The following is a 21,297-nucleotide window of genomic DNA, read 5'->3' as shown; positions in this document are numbered from 1 at the left end:
CCACAAGAAAAAAGGGAACAAGACATGGCAACTTCCAACAAACTGCCGGCCTGGACCATCTGGTCCCCGCTGGCCGCCTGGGCCGCCTTTGGCCTGGGCCTTGCAATGACGGGTCAGGCCTGGCTGATCGCACTGATGTCGCTCGCATTGGCCGGCGCGGTGTTTGCCGCCGTCCACCATGCCGAGGTGGTGGCTCACAAGGTCGGCGAGCCGTTCGGCACCCTGGTGCTGGCCATCGCGGTCACGGTGATCGAAGTGGCGCTGATCGTGTCGGTCATGCTGTCATCCGGCCCCGAAAAGGCCGGCCTGGCGCGCGATACGGTCTTCGCGGCGGTCATGATCATCTGCAACGGCATTGTCGGCATCTGCCTGTTCGTGGGTGCACTGCACCACCGCGAGCAGGCCTTCCAGGCGCCTGGGGCCAATGCCGCCATGGCCATCCTGGTCACCCTGCTTGGGTTGACGATGGTGCTGCCCAACTTCACCAGCACCACGCCGGGCCCGGTGCTGTCGTCGTCCCAGCTGGCGTTTTCAGGCGTGATGTCGCTGCTGCTCTACGGCTGCTTCGTCTTCGTGCAGACCGTGCGGCATCGCGACTACTTCCTGGTGGAAGGCAGCCACGACGAAAACGTGCATGCGCCGCCGCCGCCCGCACGCGTGGCGGTGACCAGCAGCGTGCTGCTGGTCGTATGCCTGGTGGCCGTGGTGGCACTGGCCAAGCTGCTGTCGCCTTCGGTAGAGAAGGCCGTGGCGGACGCCGGCTTGCCGGCAGCGGTAGTTGGGGTGGTGATCGCGGCGCTGGTGCTGCTGCCCGAGGGGCTTGCCGCGCTGCGCGCCGCGCGGTCGGACCGCATCCAGACCAGCCTGAACCTGGCGCTGGGCTCAGCGCTGGCCAGCATCGGCCTGACCATTCCCACGGTAGCCATCGTTTTCATCACCATCGGGCAGCCGCTGGAACTGGGCCTGAGCGCCAAGGAAATGGTGCTGCTGTTCCTGACGATGATCGTGGCGTCGCTGACGCTCGGCATGGGCCGCACGACCATTCTTCAGGGGGTGGTCCACATGGTGATCTTCGCGGCGTACCTGTTCCTGACCATCGTGCCGTAGTCGCAGTGGGTGGTCGCCTGACTCCCCTCTCCTGCAAGGCGGTGTTCAGACCGGACACATAGGTGACAGGTGTGCGAGGACATGGTTGACACTTCCGGACGGTTTGCCGTCCGGAGGTTCAAACCATGCCTTGGAACACACGAGACACTATGAGCCTGCGTCTGGAATTCATTGCGTTGGCCACCCAGCCCGGCTGCAATCGTCGCGAGCTGTGCCGGCGCTTTCACGTCAGTCCGCAAACTGCCTATAAATGGCTTGCACGCCATTCGAGTGAAGGCACGGATGGTCTGCGCGATCGCTCCAGGCGTCCGCAGCAAAGCGTACGGGGGCCGGGATCGAGAGGCAGGTGGTCCAGCTGCGCGAGCAGCATCCTGCGTGGGGCGGACGCAAGATCAGCCGGCGCCTGGCCGATCTTGGCCTTGCCGATCCACCGGCACCGAGCACGGTTACCTCCATCCTTCATCGCCACGGATTGATCCCCGAACACGCCACGGGCCAGCACTGCGCGTGGCACCGCTTCGAACATGCCGGCCCCAACGAACTGCTGCAGATGGACTTCAAGGGCTATGTGCGCAATGAGCGCGGTCTGTGTCATCCGCTGACGCTGCTCGACGACCATTCGCGCTATGTCCTGTGCCTGGATGCGTGCGATGACGAACGTGGGACGACGGTCCAGCAGTGCCTGGCAGCGGTCTTTCGGCGCTATGGCTTGCCGCGGCGCATGACCATGGACAACGGATCGCCATGGGGTGGCGACGAGGAGGGGCTGGGATATACGCGGCTGACGGTATGGCTGCTCAGGCTGGGAATCCGGGTCAGCCACTCGCGGCCCTATCACCCGCAGACCCAGGGCAAGGACGAGCGGTTCCATCGCACGCTCAATGCGGAATTGCTGCAGTACCGCCGCTTCGCGGACAACACCGACGCGCAACGCGCATTTGACCGGTATCGGGCCATCTACAACCATGAGCGCCCGCACGAGGCGCTGGGAATGGCGGTGCCGGCTACGCGCTACCAGGTCAGTCCGGTGCCGTATCCCGAAAGCCTGCCCGAACCCGAATACCTGCCGGGCGACCGGATCTACAAGGTAGACAGCGCGGCCCGGATCATGATCGGGCACCGACGCGTGAAGATTGGCAAGGCCTTCATTGGCCAACGCATTGCCCTGCGCGAAACACGGCACGATGGCATCTATGCCCTCTGGTTTGGCGCCATCCGGATCGGACAGATCGACCTGAGCGCCCCGCAGGGCACTCAGATCTCGACGGCCCCGACCTAGAATGTGTCAACCATGTCCTCGCACACCTGTCACCTATGTCCCCGGTCTGAACAGGCGGGAGAGGGGGGAAACAAATCAGGCTAGTTCTGCCCCAGAAAGCCGATCACCGCGTTGCCGAACGCTTCCGGCAGTTCCCAGTTGGACAGATGCGCGGCCGGCAGCGCCACGTACCGGGCGCCCGGAATGGCTTCGGCCACCTCGCGGCCCTGTGCCGCCGTCGTCGCCAGATCGTGCTCTCCGGCAATCACCAGCACGGGCGCGTCGATGGCGGCCAGCAGGCCACGCAGGTCGGCATCGCGCACCGCCGCACAGTTGGCGGTGTAGCCGGCGGCGCTGGCGCTCTCCAGCATGCGCCGCACCGGCGCCATCTCGTCGCGGCGCGTCAGCAGGTAGTGATCGGTGAACCAGCGCGCCAGCACGCCATCGACGATGGCAGTCATGCCGTCGCGATGTACCGTGGCGATGCGTGTATTCCAGACCGATTCCGGCCCGATCAGCGCGGCCGTGTTGGCCAGCACGAAGCGCCCGAAACGGGCCGCATGGTGGCGCGCCAGGTACATCCCCGTCATCCCGCCCATCGACAGCCCGCAGAAGTGCGCGCGGTCGATGCCGGCATGGTCCAGGATCGCCACCACGTCGCCGGCCAGATCGGCCATCCCGAACGATGCGAACGCCGCCGGCAGCGCCGAACGGCCATGGCCACGCGTGTCATACCGCAGCACCCGATAGTGCCGCGTCAGCGCCGGCATCTGCGGGTCCCACATCTCCAGCGTGGTGCCGAGCGAGTTCGACAGCACCAGCACGGGCTTGCCGGCGTCGCCCTCGATGACGTAGTGCAGCGGGCGGGCCGGCGCCATGGCCACCGTCCGCTCAGTCGGCATGGATGCCCCGTTCGCGGATCAGCGCGCCCCACTTGACCGTTTCCTTGGCCAGGTGGTCCTTCAACTGCGCCGGGGTACTGCCGATCGGCTCCGCGCCGATACCGGCCAGGCGCTGCTGCACGGCCGGCTTCTTCAGCGATTCGAGCATGGCCTTGTTCAACGTGTCGATCACCGCCTGCGGCGTCTTCGCCGGCACGAACGCGGCAAACCACGGCGACAGCTCATAGCCGGGCACGCCCGCTTCTGCCACGGTCGGCACATTGGGCAGCGCCGACGACCGCTTGCTGGTGGTCACCGCAATCGCCGTCAGCTTGCCGCTGTCGATATGCGGCTTGGCCGACGTGATGCTGTCGAACATGTAGTCCACCTGGCCGCCCAGCAGGTCGGTCATGGCCGGACCCGATCCCTTGTACGGGATATGCAGCAGGTCCACGTGCGCCATCGACGTGAACAGCTCGCCGGCCAGATGGATCGACGTGCCGTTGCCGGCCGACGCATAGGTGTACTTGCCGGGCTTGGCCTTGGCGCTGGCGATGACCTCGGCCACCGTCTTCTGCGGATTCTTCGCCTTGTTGGCGACCAGCACGTTGGGCACCACGGCCAGCAGCGACACTGGCGCGAAGTCCTTGATCGGGTCGTAGCTGAGCTTGCCGTACAGCGCCGGGTTCACGGCCATGCCGTTGGCCACGATGATGATGGTGTAGCCGTCGGCTGGCGAGCGCGCCACCATTTCGGCGCCGATATTGCCGCCCGCACCGGGGCGGTTCTCGACCACGATGGCCTGGCCCAGCGACTTCGACATGTCTTCACCCAGCGTGCGCGCGATGTTGTCCATCGCACCGCCCGCGGGGAACGGCACCACCCAGCGGATCGGATGGTCGGGATAGGCGGCGTGCGCCGGCGCGGCTGCGGCAAACAGCAGCGATGCGGAAATGGCGAATGCGGCGGGCATGCGCGCCGACCGTTGCAGCAAGGACTTCATTGTCTCCGTTCCTTCTTTTCTGGTTGCCGATCAGCGGATCGACGACGGGTGCTTTGCCAGCGGCGTGACGTGGATCTTCATGTACGGGAACAGCGGCAGGCTGGCCAGCAGCGTGTGCAGTTCGTCGTTCGATTCCACATCGAACACGCTGTAGTTGGCGTATTCGCCCACCACGCGGTACAGCGCCTGCCACTTGCCCTGGCGCTGCAGGTCCTGCGAATAGGCCTTCTCGCGGGCCTTGATCTCGTCGGCCGTATCGGCCGGCAGGTCGTGCGGAATCTGCACGTCCATCCTGACGAGGAACAACATGGGATGTGTCTCCGGTTTGAATGGGTAATCGGCTCAGCCGGCCTTGCGGCGATAGTGGCGGAGCTTGTCTTCGTCGATGGCCAGGCCCAGCCCCGGACTCTGCGGCAGGTGCAGCGCGAAGTCCTTGAACACGGGGCGGTCCACCACGATGTCGTCCTTCACCAGCAGCGGGCCAAACAGCTCGGTGCCCCATGCCAGTTGCGGCAGCGTGCAGAAGCCGTGCGCGGCGGCGATGGTGCCCACGGCGCCTTCGAGCATGGTGCCGCCATAGAGCGCGATGCCCGCCGCGTCGCCCACGGCAGCCGTGCGCAGCATGCCGAAGATGCCGCCCGACTTGGCAATCTTCAGCGCAAACACGTCGGCTGCGCCCAGGCGGGCCAGCTCCATCGCGTCCTCGGGCCCGGTCACGGCCTCGTCAGCCATGATCGGCACCACGAAGCGCGCCGCCAGCCGCGCCAGCGCGGCGCGGTGCTCGCGCGGGGTGGGCTGCTCGATCAGGTCGATGCCGGCCGCTTCGAGCAGGGCGATGCCGGTGGCCGCCTCGGCTTCGTTCCACGCCTGGTTGACGTCCACGGTCACGCGGGCACGGTCGCCCAGGGCGCGCTTGATGGCGGACACGTGCGCCACGTCGTCGCGCACACTGCGGCGGCCGATCTTGAGCTTGAACGTGTTGTGGCGGCGTTCCTCCAGGAAACGCTCGGCTTCCTCGATGTCGCGGCCCGTGTCGCCGCTGGCCAGCGTCCAGAGCACCGGCAGCGTTTCGCGCACGGCGCCGCCCAGCAGCGTGGCCAGCGGCACGCCCAGGCGCTTGCCCTGTGCGTCGAGCAGGGCCGACTCCAGCGCCGACTTGGCGAACCGGTTGCCACGCGCCACCTTGTTCAGGCGCGCCATGGCGCCGTGTACGTTGGTGGCATCCTGCCCCGCCAGCGCAGGCGCCAGATAGGTATCGATCGTCAGCTTGATGCCCTCGGGGCTCTCGTCGCCATACGACAGGCCGCCAATGGTGGTGGCCTCGCCGATACCCTCCACGCCGTCGCTGCAACGCAGGCGCACGATCACCAGCGTCTGCTGCTGCATGGTGGTCATGGCCAGTTGGTGGGCCCGGATGGTCGGCAGATCGACCAGAATGGCCTCGATCGAAGAAATAGTCGTAGTCATACCTTTTCCATACAAAAACACGCGTTGGATTGAGTATGGACCTTGACCTGGCTGGCGTCCAAGACCGAAGATGTCTCGATTCATACCTGCTGGGTATGCTTCGGCATACCACCCCGCCTGCCATGGAACTTCGCCATCTCCGCTATTTTCAGACTGTCGCCCAGGAACTGAATGTGACGCGGGCGGCAGAAAAGCTGCATATGGCCCAGCCGCCGCTGTCGCGGCAGATCCGGCAGTTCGAGGAAGAAGTGGGCGTGGCGCTATTCGACCGCGTGGGCCGCGGCCTGAAGCTGACCGAGGCGGGCCGCTTCCTGCTGGAGCAATCGCTGCAACTGACGCAGCGGCTGGAAGAAACGCTGGAAGGCACGCGCCGCATTGGTCGCAACGAAAAGCGCTGGTTCGGCATCGGCTTCGTGCCGTCGGTGCTCTATGGCGTGCTGCCCGAGCTGATCCGCGAATTGCGTGGCGATGACAGCGAGGTGGAAGTCGGCCTGACGGAGATGATCACGGTCCAGCAGCTTGAGGCGCTCAAGTCCGGCCGCATCGACCTGGCCTTCGGGCGGCTCACGTTCAATGACGCCGCCATCGTCCAGCAGGTGGTGATGGCCGAGACCCTGGTGGCGGCCATGCCGGTCACTGCCCCGCCACCCGCGGCGCCGCTGGATGCCGCGGCGCTGGCGCGCCAGCCGCTGATTCTCTACCCTGCCCGGCCGCGCCCCAGCTACGCCGATCACGTGCTGTCGCTGTTCCGCTCGCAGGGCCTGCAGCCGCGCGTGGTACAGGAGGCCAACGAACTGCAGACGGCGCTGGGCCTGGTGGCCGCGGGCCTGGGCATCACGCTGGTGCCGTCGTCGGTGCAGCGGCTGCATCGCGACGACGTGCGCTACGTGCCCATCGATGCCCCCGGCTTTATCTCGCCGGTGATCATGAGTTACCGCGCCGGCGATACGTCGCCACACCTGGCGCGTGCCATCGCGTGGGTGACACGCCAGGCGCGGCCGTAGTCGGCCGTAGTCGGCTGAAGGGGCTGAAGGGGCCTAAGCCGACACCAGTTTCGACCGGGCCGCCACCTTCCTGGCTTCCTTGCGGCGGCCATACCAGCCCCCCACCACCAGCAGCACGGCCACGGCGATGATGTCGCCGGTCAGGGCCACGGGCCGCGTGGGACGCCCGCCCGCAAAACCATAGGTCAGGCCCTCGATGCCAACCGACACCACGGCGCCCAGCACGAAGCAGAACAGGCTGTGGCGGCCGATCTGCACCACCGGCCCCATGAAGCGGGCCAGCTGCTCGACCCACCCGGCGCGCACGGCCAGGTACACCAGCCACGCCAGGCCCAGGAAGCTGACCACGCGCAGCGCGGCCAGGCTTTGCTTGGGCAGCGGGAAAGCCATCGTCGGAATCCATGCCGGCAACCACGACTCGTACAGGTGCGGCCGCATCCACAGGTAGGCCGCGGCCATGCAGAGCAGCGCCACCACCACCGCACCGGTCGTAAAGGCGCGGCGCACAATGGTCTGCTGCGGCAGGACGAAATCGGGACGCAGCCGCGCCAGCAAGCCCATGGCGAACATCAGCTGCCAGGCAAACGGGTTGAAGCTCCAGCCGCGCGGCTCGCTGCTGGGCAGCAGCGGCAAAAGCGCAGGCGACATGATCCAGAGCGCCACGCTGCCACAGATAAACGCCAGCGGCTGCGCGCGGGCCCATCGGATGGCCAGCGGCGCCAGGCCGATGAACACGGCGTACATCGGCAGCACATCGGAAACGAACGGCTGGCGCGCCAGGCCAATGACCTGCAGCAGCGTGGCCACCGGCTGCGCCATGAAATCGGGGGCCTCCGTGGCGCGCACGGCCGGCGCGGGAATCTTGCACATCGCCAGGACAAAGCCGAACAGCAGCATCAGCACGCCGGTCAGCACGAAGGCCTTGTAGATCTCCCAGCTGCGGCGGCGCAGACGCTTGCCCGCGGCGCTGGCGCCGTCACGGGCTTCCATGGCCAGATAGGCCGCGCCGGCCGAGCAGCCGGCCAGGAAGACGAACACCTCGGCGGCGTCGAAAAGCTGGAAATTTCGGATCGTGTAGTCGGCCAGCACACTGCCGTTGACGTGATCGACCACGATGAAGAGCAGCGCGATGCCGCGAATCAGGTCGATCTCGGTGCGCCGCTGATTGTTGTTCACTGCGTTCACAGGCGTACATCCCAAGGCTTGCCTGCGGCTCAGGGGCGCCACGCGGCAATCACGGGTCGCATCTTACCGTGACCTCAGGGTTTACTCTGTATGGCAGTGTTTCAGCAAGTTACGCGATGCCAATACACGTCACTCAGGTGGCGTATGCGGCATGGAGCCGGGCCAGCGTGCGGCGGCCGGCGTCCACCACGGCCGCGTCATGTGTCGTTTGCGCACGCACGATCATGCCTTCGATGCACACGATGACCTCTTGGGCCACGTCGGCTGGACTGGCCAGCCCCAATTCGCCGGCGATCGCGGCGGCAAAATCCTGCAGCGATGCCTTGTGCGACACGGCCTGTTCCAGCAGCCGGGGGTCATCGCCGGCGCCGCCACCCGATTCCGCCACCATGTTGATAAAGGCGCAGCCCCGAAAGTCCTCGCCTTCAAACCACTCGCCCAGGGTATCGGCCAGCACATCGAGATTGGGCCGAGCCGCCAGGCGGCGTCGCACACCCGTTTCAAACCAGTCCATCCAGAAGTCGTGGCGACGCTGCAGGTATTCAAAAATCAGATCGTTCTTCGACGCGAAGTGTCGATATAGCGACATTTTTGCCACGCCCGATTCCGCGATGATGCGATCGATGCCGGTGGCGCGGTAGCCATCGCGATAGAACAGACGTGCGGCGGTGTCGAGAATGCGGTCGCGAGCGGAGGGGGTGGCCATGGCGGGGGTACAAGCTTCAGCGGAAAACACTGCCATTATAGTAGACAGGTCTGTCTCCGCCGCAGCGCGAGACCGCTGCGCGGCCGTTCACCGCGCCCCATCCCGATCCGGCATCCGGGGTGTAAAGCAACGCTGCTGGATATCGCCCCGCCGCGCCACCAGCATGGTGGACTCCGGAATCTCTTCCCAGACGCCCTGCACGTCGATCAGCGGCTCGGACAACACCAGGAATGCATCGTCGCCAGCGGCGATGATGCGCGGGTCGTCGGGATAGAGCGCCCGCAACTGGCGAAACGACGTGCTGTGGAACAGCGAGCGGGAGTCGCGTTCACTCGAATAGCGCGCCGCCACGATCTGCTGGCCGTCGGTCACGCAGACGGTCATGTTGATCGGGTGCTCGATATCGTGGCGGTGCCCGACCGACTCGATCAGCCCCACCATCTGCTCCAGCGCCCCCTGCGGATCGCGTTCCAGCCCGAATGTCAGCGCCAGGAAGAACATCACCTCGGAATCGGTCGAGCCCTCGATCCAGCGAAACAGATGTGGCGCCACGGACATCATCAGGTCGCGCCGCACCAGCGGGTAGTCGCGGATAAGCCCGTTGTGGGCAAACAGCCAGCGGCCGAACCGGAACGGATGGCAGTTGGTCTCCTGGGTCGGCGTACCCGTCGCGGCCCGGATATGCGCGACGAACAGCGGCGCCCGGACCGCCCGCGCCGCCTCGCGCAGGTTGGTGTCGCTCCACGCCGGATGCAGGCATCGATAGCGGAACGGCAACTCGGAGTGCCGCCCGTACCAGCCGACGCCGAAGCCATCCCCGTTGGTCGTGGTATGCCCGAGCCGGGAATTCAGGCTCTGGTCGATCAACGAATGCTCGGGCTGAAACAGCACTGCCTCCATCGGAACGGAACGGCCCGAATAGGCCAGCCAGCGGCACATGATGCCTCCTCCAGTCTGTGGGTGCGGGATCTTCACTTCAGCATAGCAAGTGGCCCGCCAGGATGCTGTTGCAGCGCAATTCGGTGCGGACACCTGTGGCAATTCCTACATCGGCTGCCCGGGGGCGCGCTTCGTTTCCGCCACGACATGCGCCGGATCGGTCACCTCGACGGCCATTGGCGCGCCAAAAACGGCCGCGCGCCGCCGGGCACCATTCGTGCTACTTGCCCGAAATGGAGCACGCATGGACCACCGGAAACCGCCTACGGCTGCTGGAGAACGGCGACGAATACTTCCCGCGCCTGATCGCGGCCATCGGGGCAGCGCGCCGCAGCGTGCTGCTGGAAACCTTCATCCTGTTCGAGGATGACGTGGGCAGGCAGCTTGGCGATGCGCTTGAGGCAGCGGCGCGCCGTGGTGTCGCGGTCGGCATGACGGTGGACGGCTTCGGCACGGCCGACCTGTCGCCCGACTACATCGCCAGGCTGGCCGCGGCCGGCGTCGCGGTGCGGGTGTTCGCACCGGGGCGCCGGCTGCTGGGCAAGCGCACCAATCTCTTCCGGCGGCTGCACCGCAAACTGGTGGCCATCGACGGCGAACTGGCCTTCGTGGGCGGCATCAACCTGTCTGTCGAGCATCTCGTGGAGGCCAGCCCGTTGGCCAAGCAGGACTATGCCGTCGAGGTGCAAGGCCCGGCCGCCCGTGTCATCCATGCGTTCATGCTCGAAGCCAGCGGCGACCCGCCCGCCAGGCAGCCACGCGCAGCCGTGCGGCGCATTCCACCGCCCCACCCCACCGACCCGGCTCCACCCGGCAGCGTGCTGTTTGTCACGCGCGACAATCAGGCCCACCGCAATGACATCGAACAGCAGTACCTGGCGGCGATTCGCACCGCACGACGCCAGATCGTCATCGCCAACGCCTACTTCCTGCCGGGCTACCGGCTGCTGCAGGCCATCTGCAATGCAGCGCAACGGGGCGTCGATGTGCGCCTGGTACTGCAGGGCCGGCCGGACATGCTGTGGGTCAAGCGCACCGTGGACATGCTTTACGCGCACCTGCGCGAATCCGGCGTGCGCATCTTTGAATACTGCGAGCGGCCCAACCACAGCAAGGTGGCCGTGGTGGACGACGACTGGGCCACGGTGGGATCGAGCAACCTCGACCCGCTGAGCCTGTCGCTGAACCTCGAAGCCAACCTCGTGATCCGCGACACCGCCTTCGTGGCATCGCTGCAAGACAACCTGCGCAACCTGATGTCCGGACGCTGCACCGAGGTCTGCGCCGCGTCGCCAGCGCGCGGGGCCTGGTGGCGTGGCATCGCCACACCGCTGATCTTCCACTTCCTGCGCAAGTTTCCGGCTTGGGCCGGATGGCTGCCGGCCCACACACCGAAAATCGTGTCGCCGGTGGTGGCATCCAGCACCACACCGCCGGAACCGATCGTGCGCCACACCCAGCAGGACGGTCCAGGATGACCGTCGCCAGCCTGCGCCGCGGCCTGCGGCGCCATATCCGATGGTCCATCGTCAAGCGCGTGGCGGGGCTGGTGTTCGTGGCACTGGTGATCTACCTGATCTACCGGAGCCTGAGCGGGGTCGACTGGACGCAGGTCCTGCAGGCGCTGAAGCGGTACGACGCCGCGACGCTGCTGCCGGTGCTGGCGCTGGCCTGCGTCAGCTTCTCGCTGCATGCCTCGTTCGACCTGCTGGGGCGCCGCTACACCGGGCATCACCTGTCCACGCCGCGCGTGATGCTGATCGCGTTCATTGCCTATGTCTTCAACCTCAACGTCGGGGCGATGGTAGGCGGGCTGGGCATGCGGCTGCGGCTCTATTCGCGCGCGAACGTCAGCGGATCGCAGGTGGCGGGCATCTACACCATCGCCATCATCACCAACTGGACGGGCTACATGCTGCTGGCCGGCGGCGTGCTGGCGCTTGCCCCGCCATCGCTGCCGGCGGACTGGGGCATCACGCCATGGATGCTGCGCGCCGTGGGCGTGGCGATGCTGGCATGTGGCCTGTCGTACTGGCTGGCCTGCGCCAGGGCCAGGACGCACAGCGTGCGGTTCGGCCGACACGTGTTCCGGTTGCCGGGCTTCCGCTTCGCGCTGCTCCAGACGGCGCTGTCGATCACCAACTGGATCGTGCTCGCCTGCATCATCGATCTGCTGCTGCCAAGAGAGGTCAGCCTGCCCCAGGCGCTGGCCGCCCTGCTGGTGGGCGCCGTGGCGGGCGCGCTGGCGCACATCCCGGCCGGCATCGGCGTGCTCGAAAGCGTATTCGTGGTGCTGCTGCGCCCGGTGGCCCCCGAGCACATGGTGGTGGCCGCCCTGATCGCCTATCGGGCCTTGTACTACCTGCTGCCGATGGTGTTCGCCACGTCGGCCTACGCGTGGACGGAACTGCGCGGCGCGCGGGGCAAGCCGGTACAGGCCCAATAGAAAAAGGGCAGGCAGCGCGCCTGCGCCACCTGCCCTTCCGTCATCAACGTTTCATCTTCAATCGTCAGGCCGCCACCTTCAGTTGCGTCAGCTTGGCCTCCGCGTCGCGCAGCGCGGTACGCAGGCCCTCTTCCACCACCGGATGGTAGAACGGCATGGCCAGCATCTGCGAGATCGTCAGGTTCTGCTGGTACGCCCACGCCAGCAGGTGCGCGATGTTCTCTGCGCGCGGCCCGATCCATTCGGCGCCCAGGAAGCGGCCCGTGGCCCGGTCGGCATAGATGTGCATCAGCCCCCGGTTCTTCAGCATCACGCGGCTGCGGCCCTGGTCCTCGAAGCTGACTTCGCCGGTCACGAAGCGGCCCTGGATCAGGTCGGCATGGCGCTTGCCCACCATGGCGATCTGCGGGTCGGAGAACACCACGGCAATCGGGGCGCGGCGCGTCAGCAGTCGCAGCTTCGGCCAGTGCGCGGCGTTTTCGCCGGCGATCCGGCCTTCGTCGGCCGCTTCGTGCAGCAGTGGCAGCACGTTGTTGGCGTCACCGGCAATGAACACTGGCGCATCGCCACACTGCAGCGTGACCGGATCGAACACCGGCACCCCACGGGCGTCGAGTGCCAGCGCCGTGTTTTCCAGCGCCAGGTTGTCGACATTCGGACGACGCCCCGTGGCAGCCAGCACGTAGGCAAAGCGCTCGGTCACCGGCTTGCCGTCCTCGCCCTGGAACGTGATCACCGCTTCATCGCCCTCGCGGCGCATATCGGTCACGCTGGCATCAGGCAACAGCGGGAATTCCGCATGGAACGTCTTCGCCGCGTAAGCCCGGATGTCAGGATCGGACAACGGGCCCACGCCCCCGCCGACGCCAAACACGCGCACGCGCACGCCCAGCCGGGACAACGCCTGGCCCAGTTCCAGCCCGATCACGCCCGGCCCGAACACGGCCACGCTGGCGGGCAGGTCCTGCCACGAAAATACATCGTCGTTGATGATCAGGCGGTCACCGAACACAGTGAACGACGGCGGCACAGCCGGCCGCGAGCCGGTGGCGATCACCACGCGGCTGGCCCGCACCACGGTATTGGCGCCCACCTGCAGCACCGTGTTGTCGATGAACTGCGCATAGCCGCGCAGGCGGTCTTCCTCGGGAATATTGTCGACGCCGCGCACCACGAAACCCACGAAGCGGTCGCGTTCGCTGCGTACGCGGTCCATGACCTGGCGGCCGTCGATGCGGACCGGCCCGTCCACGTGTACGCCAAACGCGGCGGTGTGGCGCGCCTCGTGGGCGGCCTCGGCTGCGGCGATCAGCAGCTTCGACGGCATGCAGCCCACACGGGCGCAAGTGGTGCCATACGCGCCACCTTCGATGACCACGGCACGCTTGCCGGCGGCGATGGCGGCGCGATACGCTGCCAGCCCGGCGGTTCCTGTGCCAATCACTGCGACGTCGGTCTGAATCGTTTTCATGTGCGTTTCCTGTTCGTCAATCTGCTTTGCTTCAATCGGCGGATGGGATGGCACCGTCCTTGCCATGGCGCGGCCAAGGCGATGCCATCGGGTCCGGCGACTGCCGGCCCGCGCCGCCGGTTGCCGGCGGCGGATTGGGGGGGCGAGTGCCAGGGGAGAAAAAGGTGCCCAGGACACCGGCCGGGGGAGCCGGGCCCGGGCGGGAGGATCAGGCGGCAGCCAGGTACTGTTCCAGCGCGGCGGCGCCGCCCACCAGCTTGCCGTTGATGAACACCTGCGGGGCGGTCATCTCACCGGACATGGCGCCCAGCACCTTGCCGCGGATCTTGTTGTCCAGCGGCACGTCGATATACTCGTAGCCCTTGTCCTGCAGCAGTTGCTTGGCTTTGGCACAGTGCGAGCAGCCGACTTTCGAGAACACCACCACCTGGTCGGGACGCTTGGCGTCCGGCTGGATGTAGTTCAGCATCGTGTCGGCGTCGGACACCTTGAACGGGTCGCCCGGCTCTTCCGGCTCGATGAACATCTTGTCCACCACCCCGTTCTTCACGACCATCGAATAGCGCCAGCTGCGCTTGCCGAAGCCCAGGTCGGCCTTGTCCACCAGCATGCCCATGCCGTCGGTGAATTCGCCGTTGCCGTCCGGGATCATCACGATGTTCTCGGACTCCTGGTCCTTGGCCCACTCGTTCATCACGAAGGTGTCGTTGACCGACACGCACAGGATCGTGTCCACGCCAGCCGCCCGGAACGCCGGGGCCAGTTCGTTGTACCGCGGCAGGTGGGTCGACGAACACGTCGGGGTGAAGGCGCCCGGCAGCGAGAACACGGCGACGGTCTTGCCGTTGAACAGTTCGGCCGTGGTCACGTCCTTCCATTCGTTGTGTTCGCGTACACGAAACGTCACATTGGGAACGCGTTGGCCTTCACGGGATTGCAGCATCGGAATCACTCCTTGGGTTGGTTTGGGCGCCACGTGATGTGGCGATGGAGTGGATTGTCGCGGTCTGAATGTGATCCGTAAAATTCATTGTCTCAACCGGATTGATTGATAATTTCTATGATAAATCAGGAAAATCCGATTGTTTTTGACTATCGGGCAGGGTTTTGAATGCTTCCGCTCGCACATGGGCGTCGCTATCATGCGGGCACACAAAAACCATGAAGGGACAACCGCTCCATGACTCGCCTGCCCATCCGGCTACCCGCCGCGACCCTGCTGGCCGCCACCCTGTTCGCCCTAGGCGCCACCAGCGCCACGGCGGCCCCGCTGGCCAAGCCCGAACTCGACCGGCTCGTGGCCAGCACCACGGCCGCCCCGCCCGCCAGCTTCAACGCGTTCCTGGACGCCGCCGTCAAGGCCGACCCGAAACTGGCCGGCTCGGTACGCGCCTATCGGGCCAAGCGGCCGCTCAAGGGCGACGACCTGGTCAACATCGGGCGCCTGCTGGGCGTCTACAACCGCGTGCATAACCAGCAGGCGGTACTCGACAGCATCACCGAGATGGTGGCGCTGCGCACCGTGCGCGACGACAAGGTGCCGCAGCACGAAAACCCGGCCATCGTCGAGTTCGGCAAGGTCGTCGAGCGCATGGCGAAGGACTTCGGGCTGCAGTTCCGCAACGTCGACAACCGTGTGTTCGAGGTCACGCTGCCGGGCCAGGGCAAGGAGACGTTCGGCATCCTCACGCACGCAGACGTGGTGCCCGTGGTGGCCGACGAATGGGTGCTCGACGACGGCACGAAGCTCGACCCGTTCAAGGTCACGCGCGTGGGCGACTACCTCTACGGCCGGGGCACCATCGACGACAAGGGATCGATTGCCGCAGCGCTCTTCGCCATGAAGACCGTGCGCGAAAGCGGCGTGCCGCTGGCGCGCACGATTCGCCTGATGATCGAGACCACAGAGGAAACCGGCGGCGACGGCATGAAGTACTACCGCGACAAGACCGCCCTGCCCGAGTACAACATCGTGCTCGACAGCAAGTACCCTGCCGTGGTGGCCGAAAAGGGCTCCGGCGCGCTGACCGTGCGCTTTCCTGACCAGCCCGCCGACGGCAAGCAGGCCGCCATCGTCGCGATGGCTGGCGCCGCGTCGGCAAACGCGATTCCGCAGACGGCCACCGCACGCATTGCCGGCGGCGACCTCAACGCCGTGGCCACGACGCTGGAGCAGGCGCGGGCGGCCTTCATCGCCCAGCAAGCCGCGCAGGGCAAGTTTGCCATCGACATCGCACGCAACGGCGACGCCATCGATGTGAAGGTCACCGGCTCGTCGGCCCACGGTTCGCGCCCCGAGGAAGGCGTGAACCCCGTGCCGCGCCTGGCGATGTTCCTGCAGGCGTCGGGCGTGCCGTTCGCGGACAACCAGTACGCGCGCGCCACGCGCTACCTGACCGATCTCTACGGCACGGGCTACCTTGGCGAGAAGATGGATGTGGGCTATCGCGACGACTTCATGGGTCCGCTGACGATGTCGCCGACGCTGATCCGCGAGCGCAACGGCAAGCTGGAGGTCACGGCCAATGTGCGCATGCCGCGTGGGTCCACGCCCGACGCGCTGCGCGCGAAGATCGCCGAGCGCATCCAGGCGTGGGGCGCGCAGACGCATACCACGCTGGAGATCCAGCACGATCAGGGCGACTGGATGGCCCGCGACCCCAAGGGGGCGTGGCTGTCCACGCTGCTGAACATCTACGGCGACACCACCGGGCTCGAAGCCAAGCCGGTGCCGACAGCCGGCAGCACGACGGCCAAGCTGATGCCGAACGCCATCAACTTCGGCCCGGCCATGCCCGGCAAGAAGTACACCGCGCACAACGCCAAGGAGTACAAGGAAGTCTCCGACCTGAACCTGGACATGCAGATGTTCACGGAGATGCTGGTGCGCGTGGGCAACCTGCAGAAGATGCAGTGATGCAGGGCGCCTGATATCCCGCCGGCCAACTCCCCTCTCCCGCCTGCGTGAAAGGGGGGCGGCCAGCGGCGATGCCTCAGAACCCCAAATCGCTCAGGCCCGGATGGTCATCGGGCCGGCGACCCAGCGGCCAGTGGTACTTGCGGTCCGCCTCGCGGATCGGCGCGTCGTTGATGCACGCGAAACGGCGGCGCATCAGGCCGTTTTCGTCGAATTCCCAGTTTTCGTTACCGTACGACCGGAACCAGTTGCCCGAGTCGTCGTGCCACTCGTACGCAAACCGCACCGCGATGCGGTTGCCGTCGTGCGCCCACAGCTCCTTGATCAGCCGATAGTCGAGTTCCTTCTGCCATTTGCGCGTCAGGAAGGCCACGATGTCGTCGCGTCCGTTCACGAATTCGGCGCGGTTGCGCCAGGCACTGTCCACCGTATAGGCCAGCGCCACGCGGTGGGGGTCGCGCGTATTCCAGCCGTCTTCGGCGGCGCGCACCTTGGCAGCGGCGGTCTCCAGCGTGAACGGGGGCAGCGGCGGGCGAACTTCGGGTTGGCTCGACATGGGAGGCTCCTTGGGAAGCGGAAAAACCTGGAAATCAATGGGAAATCGGTGACGGCATTCGCCAGATCCACATGTAGACAGATCTGTCTCATAGTGTTGAGTAGACAGATCTGTATGTCAAGCGGAAATTCAGTGCCACAGGCTGATTGCGCCCCCGTGGCGCCCTACACGCGCTGCCGGTCAAACCCCGACTCGCGCGCCAGGACAATCGCCTGCGAGCGATTCTCGACCTCGAGTTTCGAGAAGATGCTGGTGATGTGGTTGCGCACGGTCTTCTCGCACAGGCCCAGGTGGGCGGCGATCTGCGCGTTATCGCGCCCCTGGGCGATCAGCACGACGATGTCGCGTTCGCGCCGCGTCAGGGCGCCAAAGGCGGGGTCGGTGGACGGCGCCGGGGCGGGCAGGAAGGCGCGCACCTCCTCGATCCAGCGGTCCCATGCCGGTTCGGTTTCCAGCAGCAGGTGGTTGCCGCTGTCCAGCGGCACAAAGCGGGCATTGGGAATCATGCTGGCGATCAGCCGCCCTTCGTCGAACGGCACGCGCGCATCGCGCACCGCATGCATCACCAGCGTCGGGCAGGTGACCAGCGGCAGCAGATCCACCACATCAATCTCGTTGAAGATGCGCATGAAGCGCGCCGCATTGACTGGCGACGTGGACACCCGCTCCAGCTCGTTGAACCAGCGGTGCTGCTCCGCCGTACCGCCCGGGATGAACTGCGTGGTGAAGAACTGGCGGAAGGCCGGATTCTCCTGACCCCAGCCGATCTCGGCCAGCCGGATCATCAACTCGGCCTCGTCGCGCATGACGTCGCCCTGGTTGCGCTTGAGCCGCCCCCGCGCGTAGCCGCCGTGCAGCACCAGATGGCTGACGCGCTCGGGATGCGCCACCGCATAGGCCACGGCAATCGATGCCCCCTGCGAGATGCCCAGAAGCGCAAATGGCTCCACGGCCATGGCGTCGACGATGGTTTCCAGGTCGCTCAGCCAGGCATCGAACGAGAGGTCTTCCACGTGGCGGTCGGACAGCCCGCAACCGCGTTCGTCGTAGCGGATCAGCGTGTGCTGCTCGGACAGCGCACACAGCATATGGCTCCAGACCGGGCTGCCGACGTCGAACTCCAGGTGGCTCATCCAGTTGGCGGCCTTCACCAGCGGCGGCCCGCTACCCGTGACGGCATAGGCCAGGCGTACGCGGTCCGGGCTGGTGCATAGGCGAATCTGCTGCTTGAGCATCGGCATGGGTGGGTCGCGCACGGGGCAGGATACGGGCGACGCGGTGTGCCGCCGTGCAACGTCCGGCAATGGCTCACCGCGTCCGGCGGGGCCGGGCGACTCACCTATCTTAGACAACGATCCCCAGCGCGCCGACATCAACACCGACTGCCGGCCCCGCAATGTGCGGAAGGCCAGACGCGGTGCGTAGGGGGTGCGCCGGATGATGTACACCAAGGGCGGTGCCTTGCGACGGAAGTTGAAAAGCCCGGGCGTGCGGCAGGTGGTCTGCCGCGGCCGGGCCAGGTGCGCCAGATGACGTCAGGCCGCGCGCATCGCGCAGTCCCCCTGGGCGCCGACGCTGCGCGCGCCGTCGGTGTACGCGTCGCGCGGACCGATGTGGTTGCCGCCATCGCTAAATGCATCGCGCGGCCCGATGCGGGCGCCGTCCGAATAGGAATCGAAGGTGCCACGCAGGCACGATGACTTGCTCACGTGAAGCGTCGATCCATTCGACGGAACGAATACTTCGCTCCACGCGGCGTGGGCGGTCTGGGCAATGCCGATGGTCAATGCGGAAACGGCTGAAACGGCAAGCAGGGTCTTTGCAACTTTGGTACACATCTCGACGACTCCAACTTTTTGAACTCCAATCAGAAGGCAAACACGGATCAGCCGTTGGCCAGGATGGCATCGGCCGATCCGTGGAGTCATTGTCGGAAATCGTTTGCAACCGCGTACGTGACAGGTGTCCCGGTTTTTGCCCGCATCGCGGGAAAACCCGGTGCCAATGCGTAGGACTTCGGTCCTGTGCAGGCGAAAGGACCGGGCCAGTGGTGTGCAACGCGTGCCCGCAGGCCACGCCCAGCATGGCATTGCAGGTAGTCCTATCGTAATTCCCCGAGTAAACCCGCGCCAAGGACGCACGTCCCGCTTTCCGGTGCCGATTCCGATGAAAACGATTCCAGTCGGGACACCAGCCTCACGCGCGATACCCCCGAAACGTCCGAGTATCCGGCCCACGTCCTCCATGGGACGGATTTCACGTATCAAGGAGTTTCGCAATGCACGCTGTATCCCTTTCCGCCGACACACAACGCTACGCCCGCTGCATCGCCGCTTCACGCCGCATCCGCTGGGACATCGACCAGGACGTGATTCGCGGCCGCACGTTCGACCTTTCGCACAAGTTCATGCCCGACGGCCTGTCGCTCGTCGACGAACTGCCCTTCCTGAGCGCCTCGGAACAGCGCTTCCTGAGCCAGGTGCAAGGCCGTACCTACGCCAACATGTTCGGGCTGGTGGAACGCTTTGTCAGCGCCAAGGTGCTGGAGTTGACCGGGCAACACGCGCTGGGCGACCAGGTCGCGCTGGAGGCCCTGATCCGCTTTTCCGACGAGGAACTGAAGCACCAGGAACTGTTTCGCCGCATCGAACGGCTGGCCGCGCAGGGCATGCCCGATGGCTATCGCTTCGACGCCCAGCCCAACGACGTGGCCGCGTTCGTGCTGGGCAAGCGCACGTGGGCCGTGCTGGGCGTGATCTGCCAGCTGGAACTGTTCACGCAGGCGCACTATCGCGCCAGCATCGGCACCGCACCGGACCTTTCCGAGCTGTTCAAGGACGTGTTCCTGTACCACTGGCGCGAGGAATCGCAGCACGCGATCCTGGACGAGCTGGAGTGGATCCGCGAGAACGCCCGCGCGAGCGACGCCGAGCGCGATGCGGCCATCGACGACATGCTGGCGATCGTGGGTGGCTTTGACGCGATCATCCAGGCGCAGGCCCAGGCCGATACGGCCTACTTCATGCGCGTGATCCGTGGCGCGCAGGACGCCCCGCATGCACCCGAGGTGGAAGCGGTGGTGCGCAAGGCGTACCGCTGGACGTACATCGTGTCCGGCATGTTCGAGCCGCGCTTCTGCAAGCTGCTGGAGGAGATGACCACCGAGGCGCAGCGGGCACGCATCCAAGCCGGAGCGGCCCCGCTGATGTACGCGGTACCCGCCACCGGCGCGCCGGAACCCGCGATGGCAGCCTGAACCAGGCGCCGGGCCGCCAGTCTGGAGATTCGACGATCTGGCGGCCCGGCAATCTGGCAATCTGCCCACCCGACGACCGGACGGACCGGGCGGCTGGCCCGGACTTCGTTACTCGGGGGTGATCCCGGCCTGCTTGATCTGTGCCGCCCAGCGAACCATTTCCTTGCGCAGCATGGCATCGGCCTGGGCCGGGCTCATCGTCAGCGGCTCGAAACCTTCCTTGAGCAGCCGCGCCTTGAGTTCGGGCTGGGCCAGCGCCGCGTTGAGCGTCTGGTTCAGCTTCGCCAGCACGTCCTTGGGCGTACCGGTGGGCGCGCTGACGATGAACCACGTCTCGAACGCGTAGTTCGGCAGGCCGGCTTCGGCCATGGTGGGCACGTCAGGCATCAGCGGCGAACGCTTCGGCCCGGTCACGGCCAGCGCGCGCAGCTTGCCCGCCTGCACGTGAGGCAGCGCCGCGGACAGCACCGGAAAGCTCATCTGCACCTGGCCGGCAATCGTATCGACCAGGGCCGGGCCGCCGCCTTTGTACGGCACATGCAGGATGTCGGCGCCAGACTCGGTCTTGAACAGTTCGGCCGCCATATGGAACGTGCTGCCCGATCCGGCCGAGCCGAAGCTCAGCTTGCCCGGCTGCGCCTTGGCCATGGCCACCAGTTCCTTCACGTTCTTCACCGGCAGCGCGTTGTTGACCACCAGCACGTGCTGCGACGTCCCCATGGTGCCGACCGACGCAAAATCCTTGGCCGTATCGAATGGCAGTTTGGCGAACAGCGACGGATTGACCGCCAGCGCCACGTTGTTGATGGCCAGCGTGTAGCCGTCGGGCCGGGCCTTGGCCAGTTGGTCCATGCCGATATTGCCCGATGCCCCGGCGCGGTTGTCGGCCACGATCGGCTGCCCCAGTTGCTTGCCCCAGGCTTCGGTGATCAGCCGGCCGGCAATGTCGACGCTGCCGCCGGGCGCGAAGGGCACGATCAGGCGGACCGGACGGTTGGGGAAGCTATCTGCGGCAAGGGAAGGTACGGCGGCAAGCGTGGCAGCCATCGCCGCAATGGCAATGCCCGCACGCTTCGCGAGGATGGCGAAGGGGATACCCAT

The 21,297-nt window shown here is 66.2% G+C and carries 19 protein-coding genes and 1 pseudogene; 7 read left to right on the top strand and 13 right to left on the bottom strand.

All coding sequences use genetic code 11. The annotated features are described in order from the left end of the window. Positions 1-24 precede the first annotated feature (24 nt). Both CYJ10_RS14615 and CYJ10_RS14610 read left to right on the top strand, forming a co-directional pair. The gene (locus tag CYJ10_RS14615) at positions 25-1,107 is read left to right on the top strand and encodes a calcium:proton antiporter (RefSeq protein WP_101682219.1); all 1,083 of its coding nucleotides are present in this window, start codon (positions 25-27) and stop codon (positions 1,105-1,107) included. Positions 1,108-1,232: 125 nt separating this feature from the next. Continuing rightward, positions 1,233-2,386: pseudogene (locus CYJ10_RS14610) on the top strand (IS481 family transposase). An 80-nt stretch (positions 2,387-2,466) separates the two neighbouring features. Here the strand turns inward: CYJ10_RS14610 and pcaD are convergent. The 4 genes from pcaD to CYJ10_RS14590 are packed head-to-tail and all read right to left on the bottom strand — an operon-like array spanning position 2,467 to position 5,716. After that, the gene (gene pcaD / locus CYJ10_RS14605) at positions 2,467-3,267 is read right to left on the bottom strand and encodes a 3-oxoadipate enol-lactonase (protein WP_101682218.1); all 801 of its coding nucleotides are present in this window, start codon (positions 3,265-3,267) and stop codon (positions 2,467-2,469) included. Further along, positions 3,257-4,249 carry a tripartite tricarboxylate transporter substrate binding protein gene (locus CYJ10_RS14600; RefSeq protein WP_101682217.1) on the bottom strand — a complete coding sequence of 331 codons (993 nt, stop codon included), beginning with the start codon at positions 4,247-4,249 and terminating at the stop codon, positions 3,257-3,259. Before CYJ10_RS14600 ends, pcaD begins: the two co-directional genes overlap by 11 nt. A 30-nt stretch (positions 4,250-4,279) precedes the next feature. Then, positions 4,280-4,558, bottom strand: coding sequence for a muconolactone Delta-isomerase (gene catC / locus CYJ10_RS14595; protein WP_101682216.1), 279 nt, complete (start codon positions 4,556-4,558; stop codon positions 4,280-4,282). Between the two features lie 33 nt (positions 4,559-4,591). Then, positions 4,592-5,716 carry a muconate/chloromuconate family cycloisomerase gene (locus CYJ10_RS14590; RefSeq protein ID WP_101682215.1) on the bottom strand — a complete coding sequence of 375 codons (1,125 nt, stop codon included), beginning with the start codon at positions 5,714-5,716 and terminating at the stop codon, positions 4,592-4,594. Between the two features lie 122 nt (positions 5,717-5,838). Between CYJ10_RS14590 and CYJ10_RS14585 the strand changes: the two genes are divergently transcribed. Then, positions 5,839-6,720, top strand: a complete 882-nt coding sequence (locus CYJ10_RS14585; protein ID WP_101682214.1) for a LysR family transcriptional regulator — start codon at positions 5,839-5,841, stop codon at positions 6,718-6,720. 33 nt (positions 6,721-6,753) lie between these two features. Here the strand turns inward: CYJ10_RS14585 and CYJ10_RS14580 are convergent, their stop codons facing one another. From CYJ10_RS14580 to CYJ10_RS14570, 3 genes are all read right to left on the bottom strand, one after another. Further along, positions 6,754-7,896 (bottom strand): OpgC domain-containing protein, encoded by a 1,143-nt coding sequence (locus CYJ10_RS14580; RefSeq protein ID WP_257993339.1) that lies wholly within the window; start codon positions 7,894-7,896, stop codon positions 6,754-6,756. 142 nt (positions 7,897-8,038) lie between these two features. Then, entirely contained in the window at positions 8,039-8,611 is a 573-nt protein-coding gene (locus CYJ10_RS14575) for a TetR/AcrR family transcriptional regulator (protein WP_101682212.1), read from the bottom strand. A gap of 87 nt (positions 8,612-8,698) precedes the next feature. Beyond that, positions 8,699-9,550, bottom strand: a complete 852-nt coding sequence (locus tag CYJ10_RS14570) for a class II glutamine amidotransferase (protein WP_101682211.1) — start codon at positions 9,548-9,550, stop codon at positions 8,699-8,701. Between the two features lie 233 nt (positions 9,551-9,783). On the opposite strand from CYJ10_RS14570, the gene clsB reads away from it, so the two are divergent. After that, complete coding sequence (gene clsB / locus CYJ10_RS14565) at positions 9,784-11,028, top strand: cardiolipin synthase ClsB (protein WP_101682440.1); 1,245 nt, start codon at positions 9,784-9,786, stop codon at positions 11,026-11,028. Further along, positions 11,025-11,996: a lysylphosphatidylglycerol synthase domain-containing protein gene (locus CYJ10_RS14560; protein ID WP_101682210.1), complete on the top strand. Its 972-nt coding sequence runs from the start codon at positions 11,025-11,027 to the stop codon at positions 11,994-11,996. Before clsB ends, CYJ10_RS14560 begins: the two co-directional genes overlap by 4 nt. Before the next feature lie 64 nt (positions 11,997-12,060). Here the strand turns inward: CYJ10_RS14560 and CYJ10_RS14555 are convergent, their stop codons facing one another. Both CYJ10_RS14555 and CYJ10_RS14550 read right to left on the bottom strand, forming a co-directional pair. Continuing rightward, on the bottom strand, positions 12,061-13,467 hold the full coding sequence (locus CYJ10_RS14555; RefSeq protein WP_101682209.1) for a dihydrolipoyl dehydrogenase: 1,407 nt from the start codon (positions 13,465-13,467) through the stop codon (positions 12,061-12,063). A 208-nt stretch (positions 13,468-13,675) separates the two neighbouring features. Continuing rightward, entirely contained in the window at positions 13,676-14,410 is a 735-nt protein-coding gene (locus CYJ10_RS14550) for a glutathione peroxidase (protein ID WP_101682208.1), read from the bottom strand. Positions 14,411-14,647: 237 nt separating this feature from the next. On the opposite strand from CYJ10_RS14550, the gene CYJ10_RS14545 reads away from it, so the two are divergent. Continuing rightward, positions 14,648-16,384, top strand: coding sequence for a dipeptidase (locus CYJ10_RS14545; protein WP_101682207.1), 1,737 nt, complete (start codon positions 14,648-14,650; stop codon positions 16,382-16,384). A gap of 76 nt (positions 16,385-16,460) precedes the next feature. On the opposite strand, the gene CYJ10_RS14540 is transcribed toward CYJ10_RS14545, so the two are convergent. The 3 genes from CYJ10_RS14540 to CYJ10_RS14530 form a co-directional block, all read right to left on the bottom strand. Next, positions 16,461-16,940, bottom strand: a complete 480-nt coding sequence (locus tag CYJ10_RS14540; protein WP_101682206.1) for a nuclear transport factor 2 family protein — start codon at positions 16,938-16,940, stop codon at positions 16,461-16,463. Positions 16,941-17,104: 164 nt separating this feature from the next. Beyond that, positions 17,105-18,181 (bottom strand): alpha/beta fold hydrolase, encoded by a 1,077-nt coding sequence (locus CYJ10_RS14535; RefSeq protein ID WP_101682205.1) that lies wholly within the window; start codon positions 18,179-18,181, stop codon positions 17,105-17,107. Positions 18,182-18,475: 294 nt separating this feature from the next. Then, positions 18,476-18,778, bottom strand: a complete 303-nt coding sequence (locus CYJ10_RS14530) for a hypothetical protein (protein WP_146002040.1) — start codon at positions 18,776-18,778, stop codon at positions 18,476-18,478. 440 nt (positions 18,779-19,218) lie between these two features. On the opposite strand from CYJ10_RS14530, the gene CYJ10_RS14525 reads away from it, so the two are divergent. Further along, positions 19,219-20,196, top strand: coding sequence for a hypothetical protein (locus tag CYJ10_RS14525; RefSeq protein WP_101682203.1), 978 nt, complete (start codon positions 19,219-19,221; stop codon positions 20,194-20,196). A 108-nt stretch (positions 20,197-20,304) separates the two neighbouring features. On the opposite strand, the gene CYJ10_RS14520 is transcribed toward CYJ10_RS14525, so the two are convergent. Continuing rightward, positions 20,305-21,297, bottom strand: a complete 993-nt coding sequence (locus tag CYJ10_RS14520; protein WP_101682202.1) for a tripartite tricarboxylate transporter substrate binding protein — start codon at positions 21,295-21,297, stop codon at positions 20,305-20,307.

The sequence above is a fragment of the Cupriavidus pauculus genome (genome assembly GCF_002858765.1).
GTDB lineage: Bacteria > Pseudomonadota > Gammaproteobacteria > Burkholderiales > Burkholderiaceae > Cupriavidus > Cupriavidus pauculus_B.
This window is presented reverse-complemented; position numbering and strand designations above follow the sequence as displayed.

Bases quoted from the DNA above. Each gene is read 5' to 3' on its own strand.
- CYJ10_RS14615 (WP_101682219.1), top strand. From the start codon at position 25: ATGGCAACTTCCAACAAACTGCCGGCCTGGACCATCTGGTCCCCGCTG.
- pcaD (WP_101682218.1), bottom strand. From the start codon at position 3,267: ATGCCGACTGAGCGGACGGTGGCCATGGCGCCGGCCCGCCCGCTGCAC.
- CYJ10_RS14600 (WP_101682217.1), bottom strand. From the start codon at position 4,249: ATGAAGTCCTTGCTGCAACGGTCGGCGCGCATGCCCGCCGCATTCGCC.
- catC (WP_101682216.1), bottom strand. From the start codon at position 4,558: ATGTTGTTCCTCGTCAGGATGGACGTGCAGATTCCGCACGACCTGCCG.
- CYJ10_RS14590 (WP_101682215.1), bottom strand. From the start codon at position 5,716: ATGACTACGACTATTTCTTCGATCGAGGCCATTCTGGTCGATCTGCCG.
- CYJ10_RS14585 (WP_101682214.1), top strand. From the start codon at position 5,839: ATGGAACTTCGCCATCTCCGCTATTTTCAGACTGTCGCCCAGGAACTG.
- CYJ10_RS14575 (WP_101682212.1), bottom strand. From the start codon at position 8,611: ATGGCCACCCCCTCCGCTCGCGACCGCATTCTCGACACCGCCGCACGT.
- CYJ10_RS14570 (WP_101682211.1), bottom strand. From the start codon at position 9,550: ATGTGCCGCTGGCTGGCCTATTCGGGCCGTTCCGTTCCGATGGAGGCA.
- clsB (WP_101682440.1), top strand. From the start codon at position 9,784: ATGGAGCACGCATGGACCACCGGAAACCGCCTACGGCTGCTGGAGAAC.
- CYJ10_RS14560 (WP_101682210.1), top strand. From the start codon at position 11,025: ATGACCGTCGCCAGCCTGCGCCGCGGCCTGCGGCGCCATATCCGATGG.
- CYJ10_RS14555 (WP_101682209.1), bottom strand. From the start codon at position 13,467: ATGAAAACGATTCAGACCGACGTCGCAGTGATTGGCACAGGAACCGCC.
- CYJ10_RS14550 (WP_101682208.1), bottom strand. From the start codon at position 14,410: ATGCTGCAATCCCGTGAAGGCCAACGCGTTCCCAATGTGACGTTTCGT.
- CYJ10_RS14545 (WP_101682207.1), top strand. From the start codon at position 14,648: ATGACTCGCCTGCCCATCCGGCTACCCGCCGCGACCCTGCTGGCCGCC.
- CYJ10_RS14540 (WP_101682206.1), bottom strand. From the start codon at position 16,940: ATGTCGAGCCAACCCGAAGTTCGCCCGCCGCTGCCCCCGTTCACGCTG.
- CYJ10_RS14535 (WP_101682205.1), bottom strand. From the start codon at position 18,181: ATGCCGATGCTCAAGCAGCAGATTCGCCTATGCACCAGCCCGGACCGC.
- CYJ10_RS14530 (WP_146002040.1), bottom strand. From the start codon at position 18,778: ATGTGTACCAAAGTTGCAAAGACCCTGCTTGCCGTTTCAGCCGTTTCC.
- CYJ10_RS14525 (WP_101682203.1), top strand. From the start codon at position 19,219: ATGCACGCTGTATCCCTTTCCGCCGACACACAACGCTACGCCCGCTGC.
- CYJ10_RS14520 (WP_101682202.1), bottom strand. From the start codon at position 21,297: ATGGGTATCCCCTTCGCCATCCTCGCGAAGCGTGCGGGCATTGCCATT.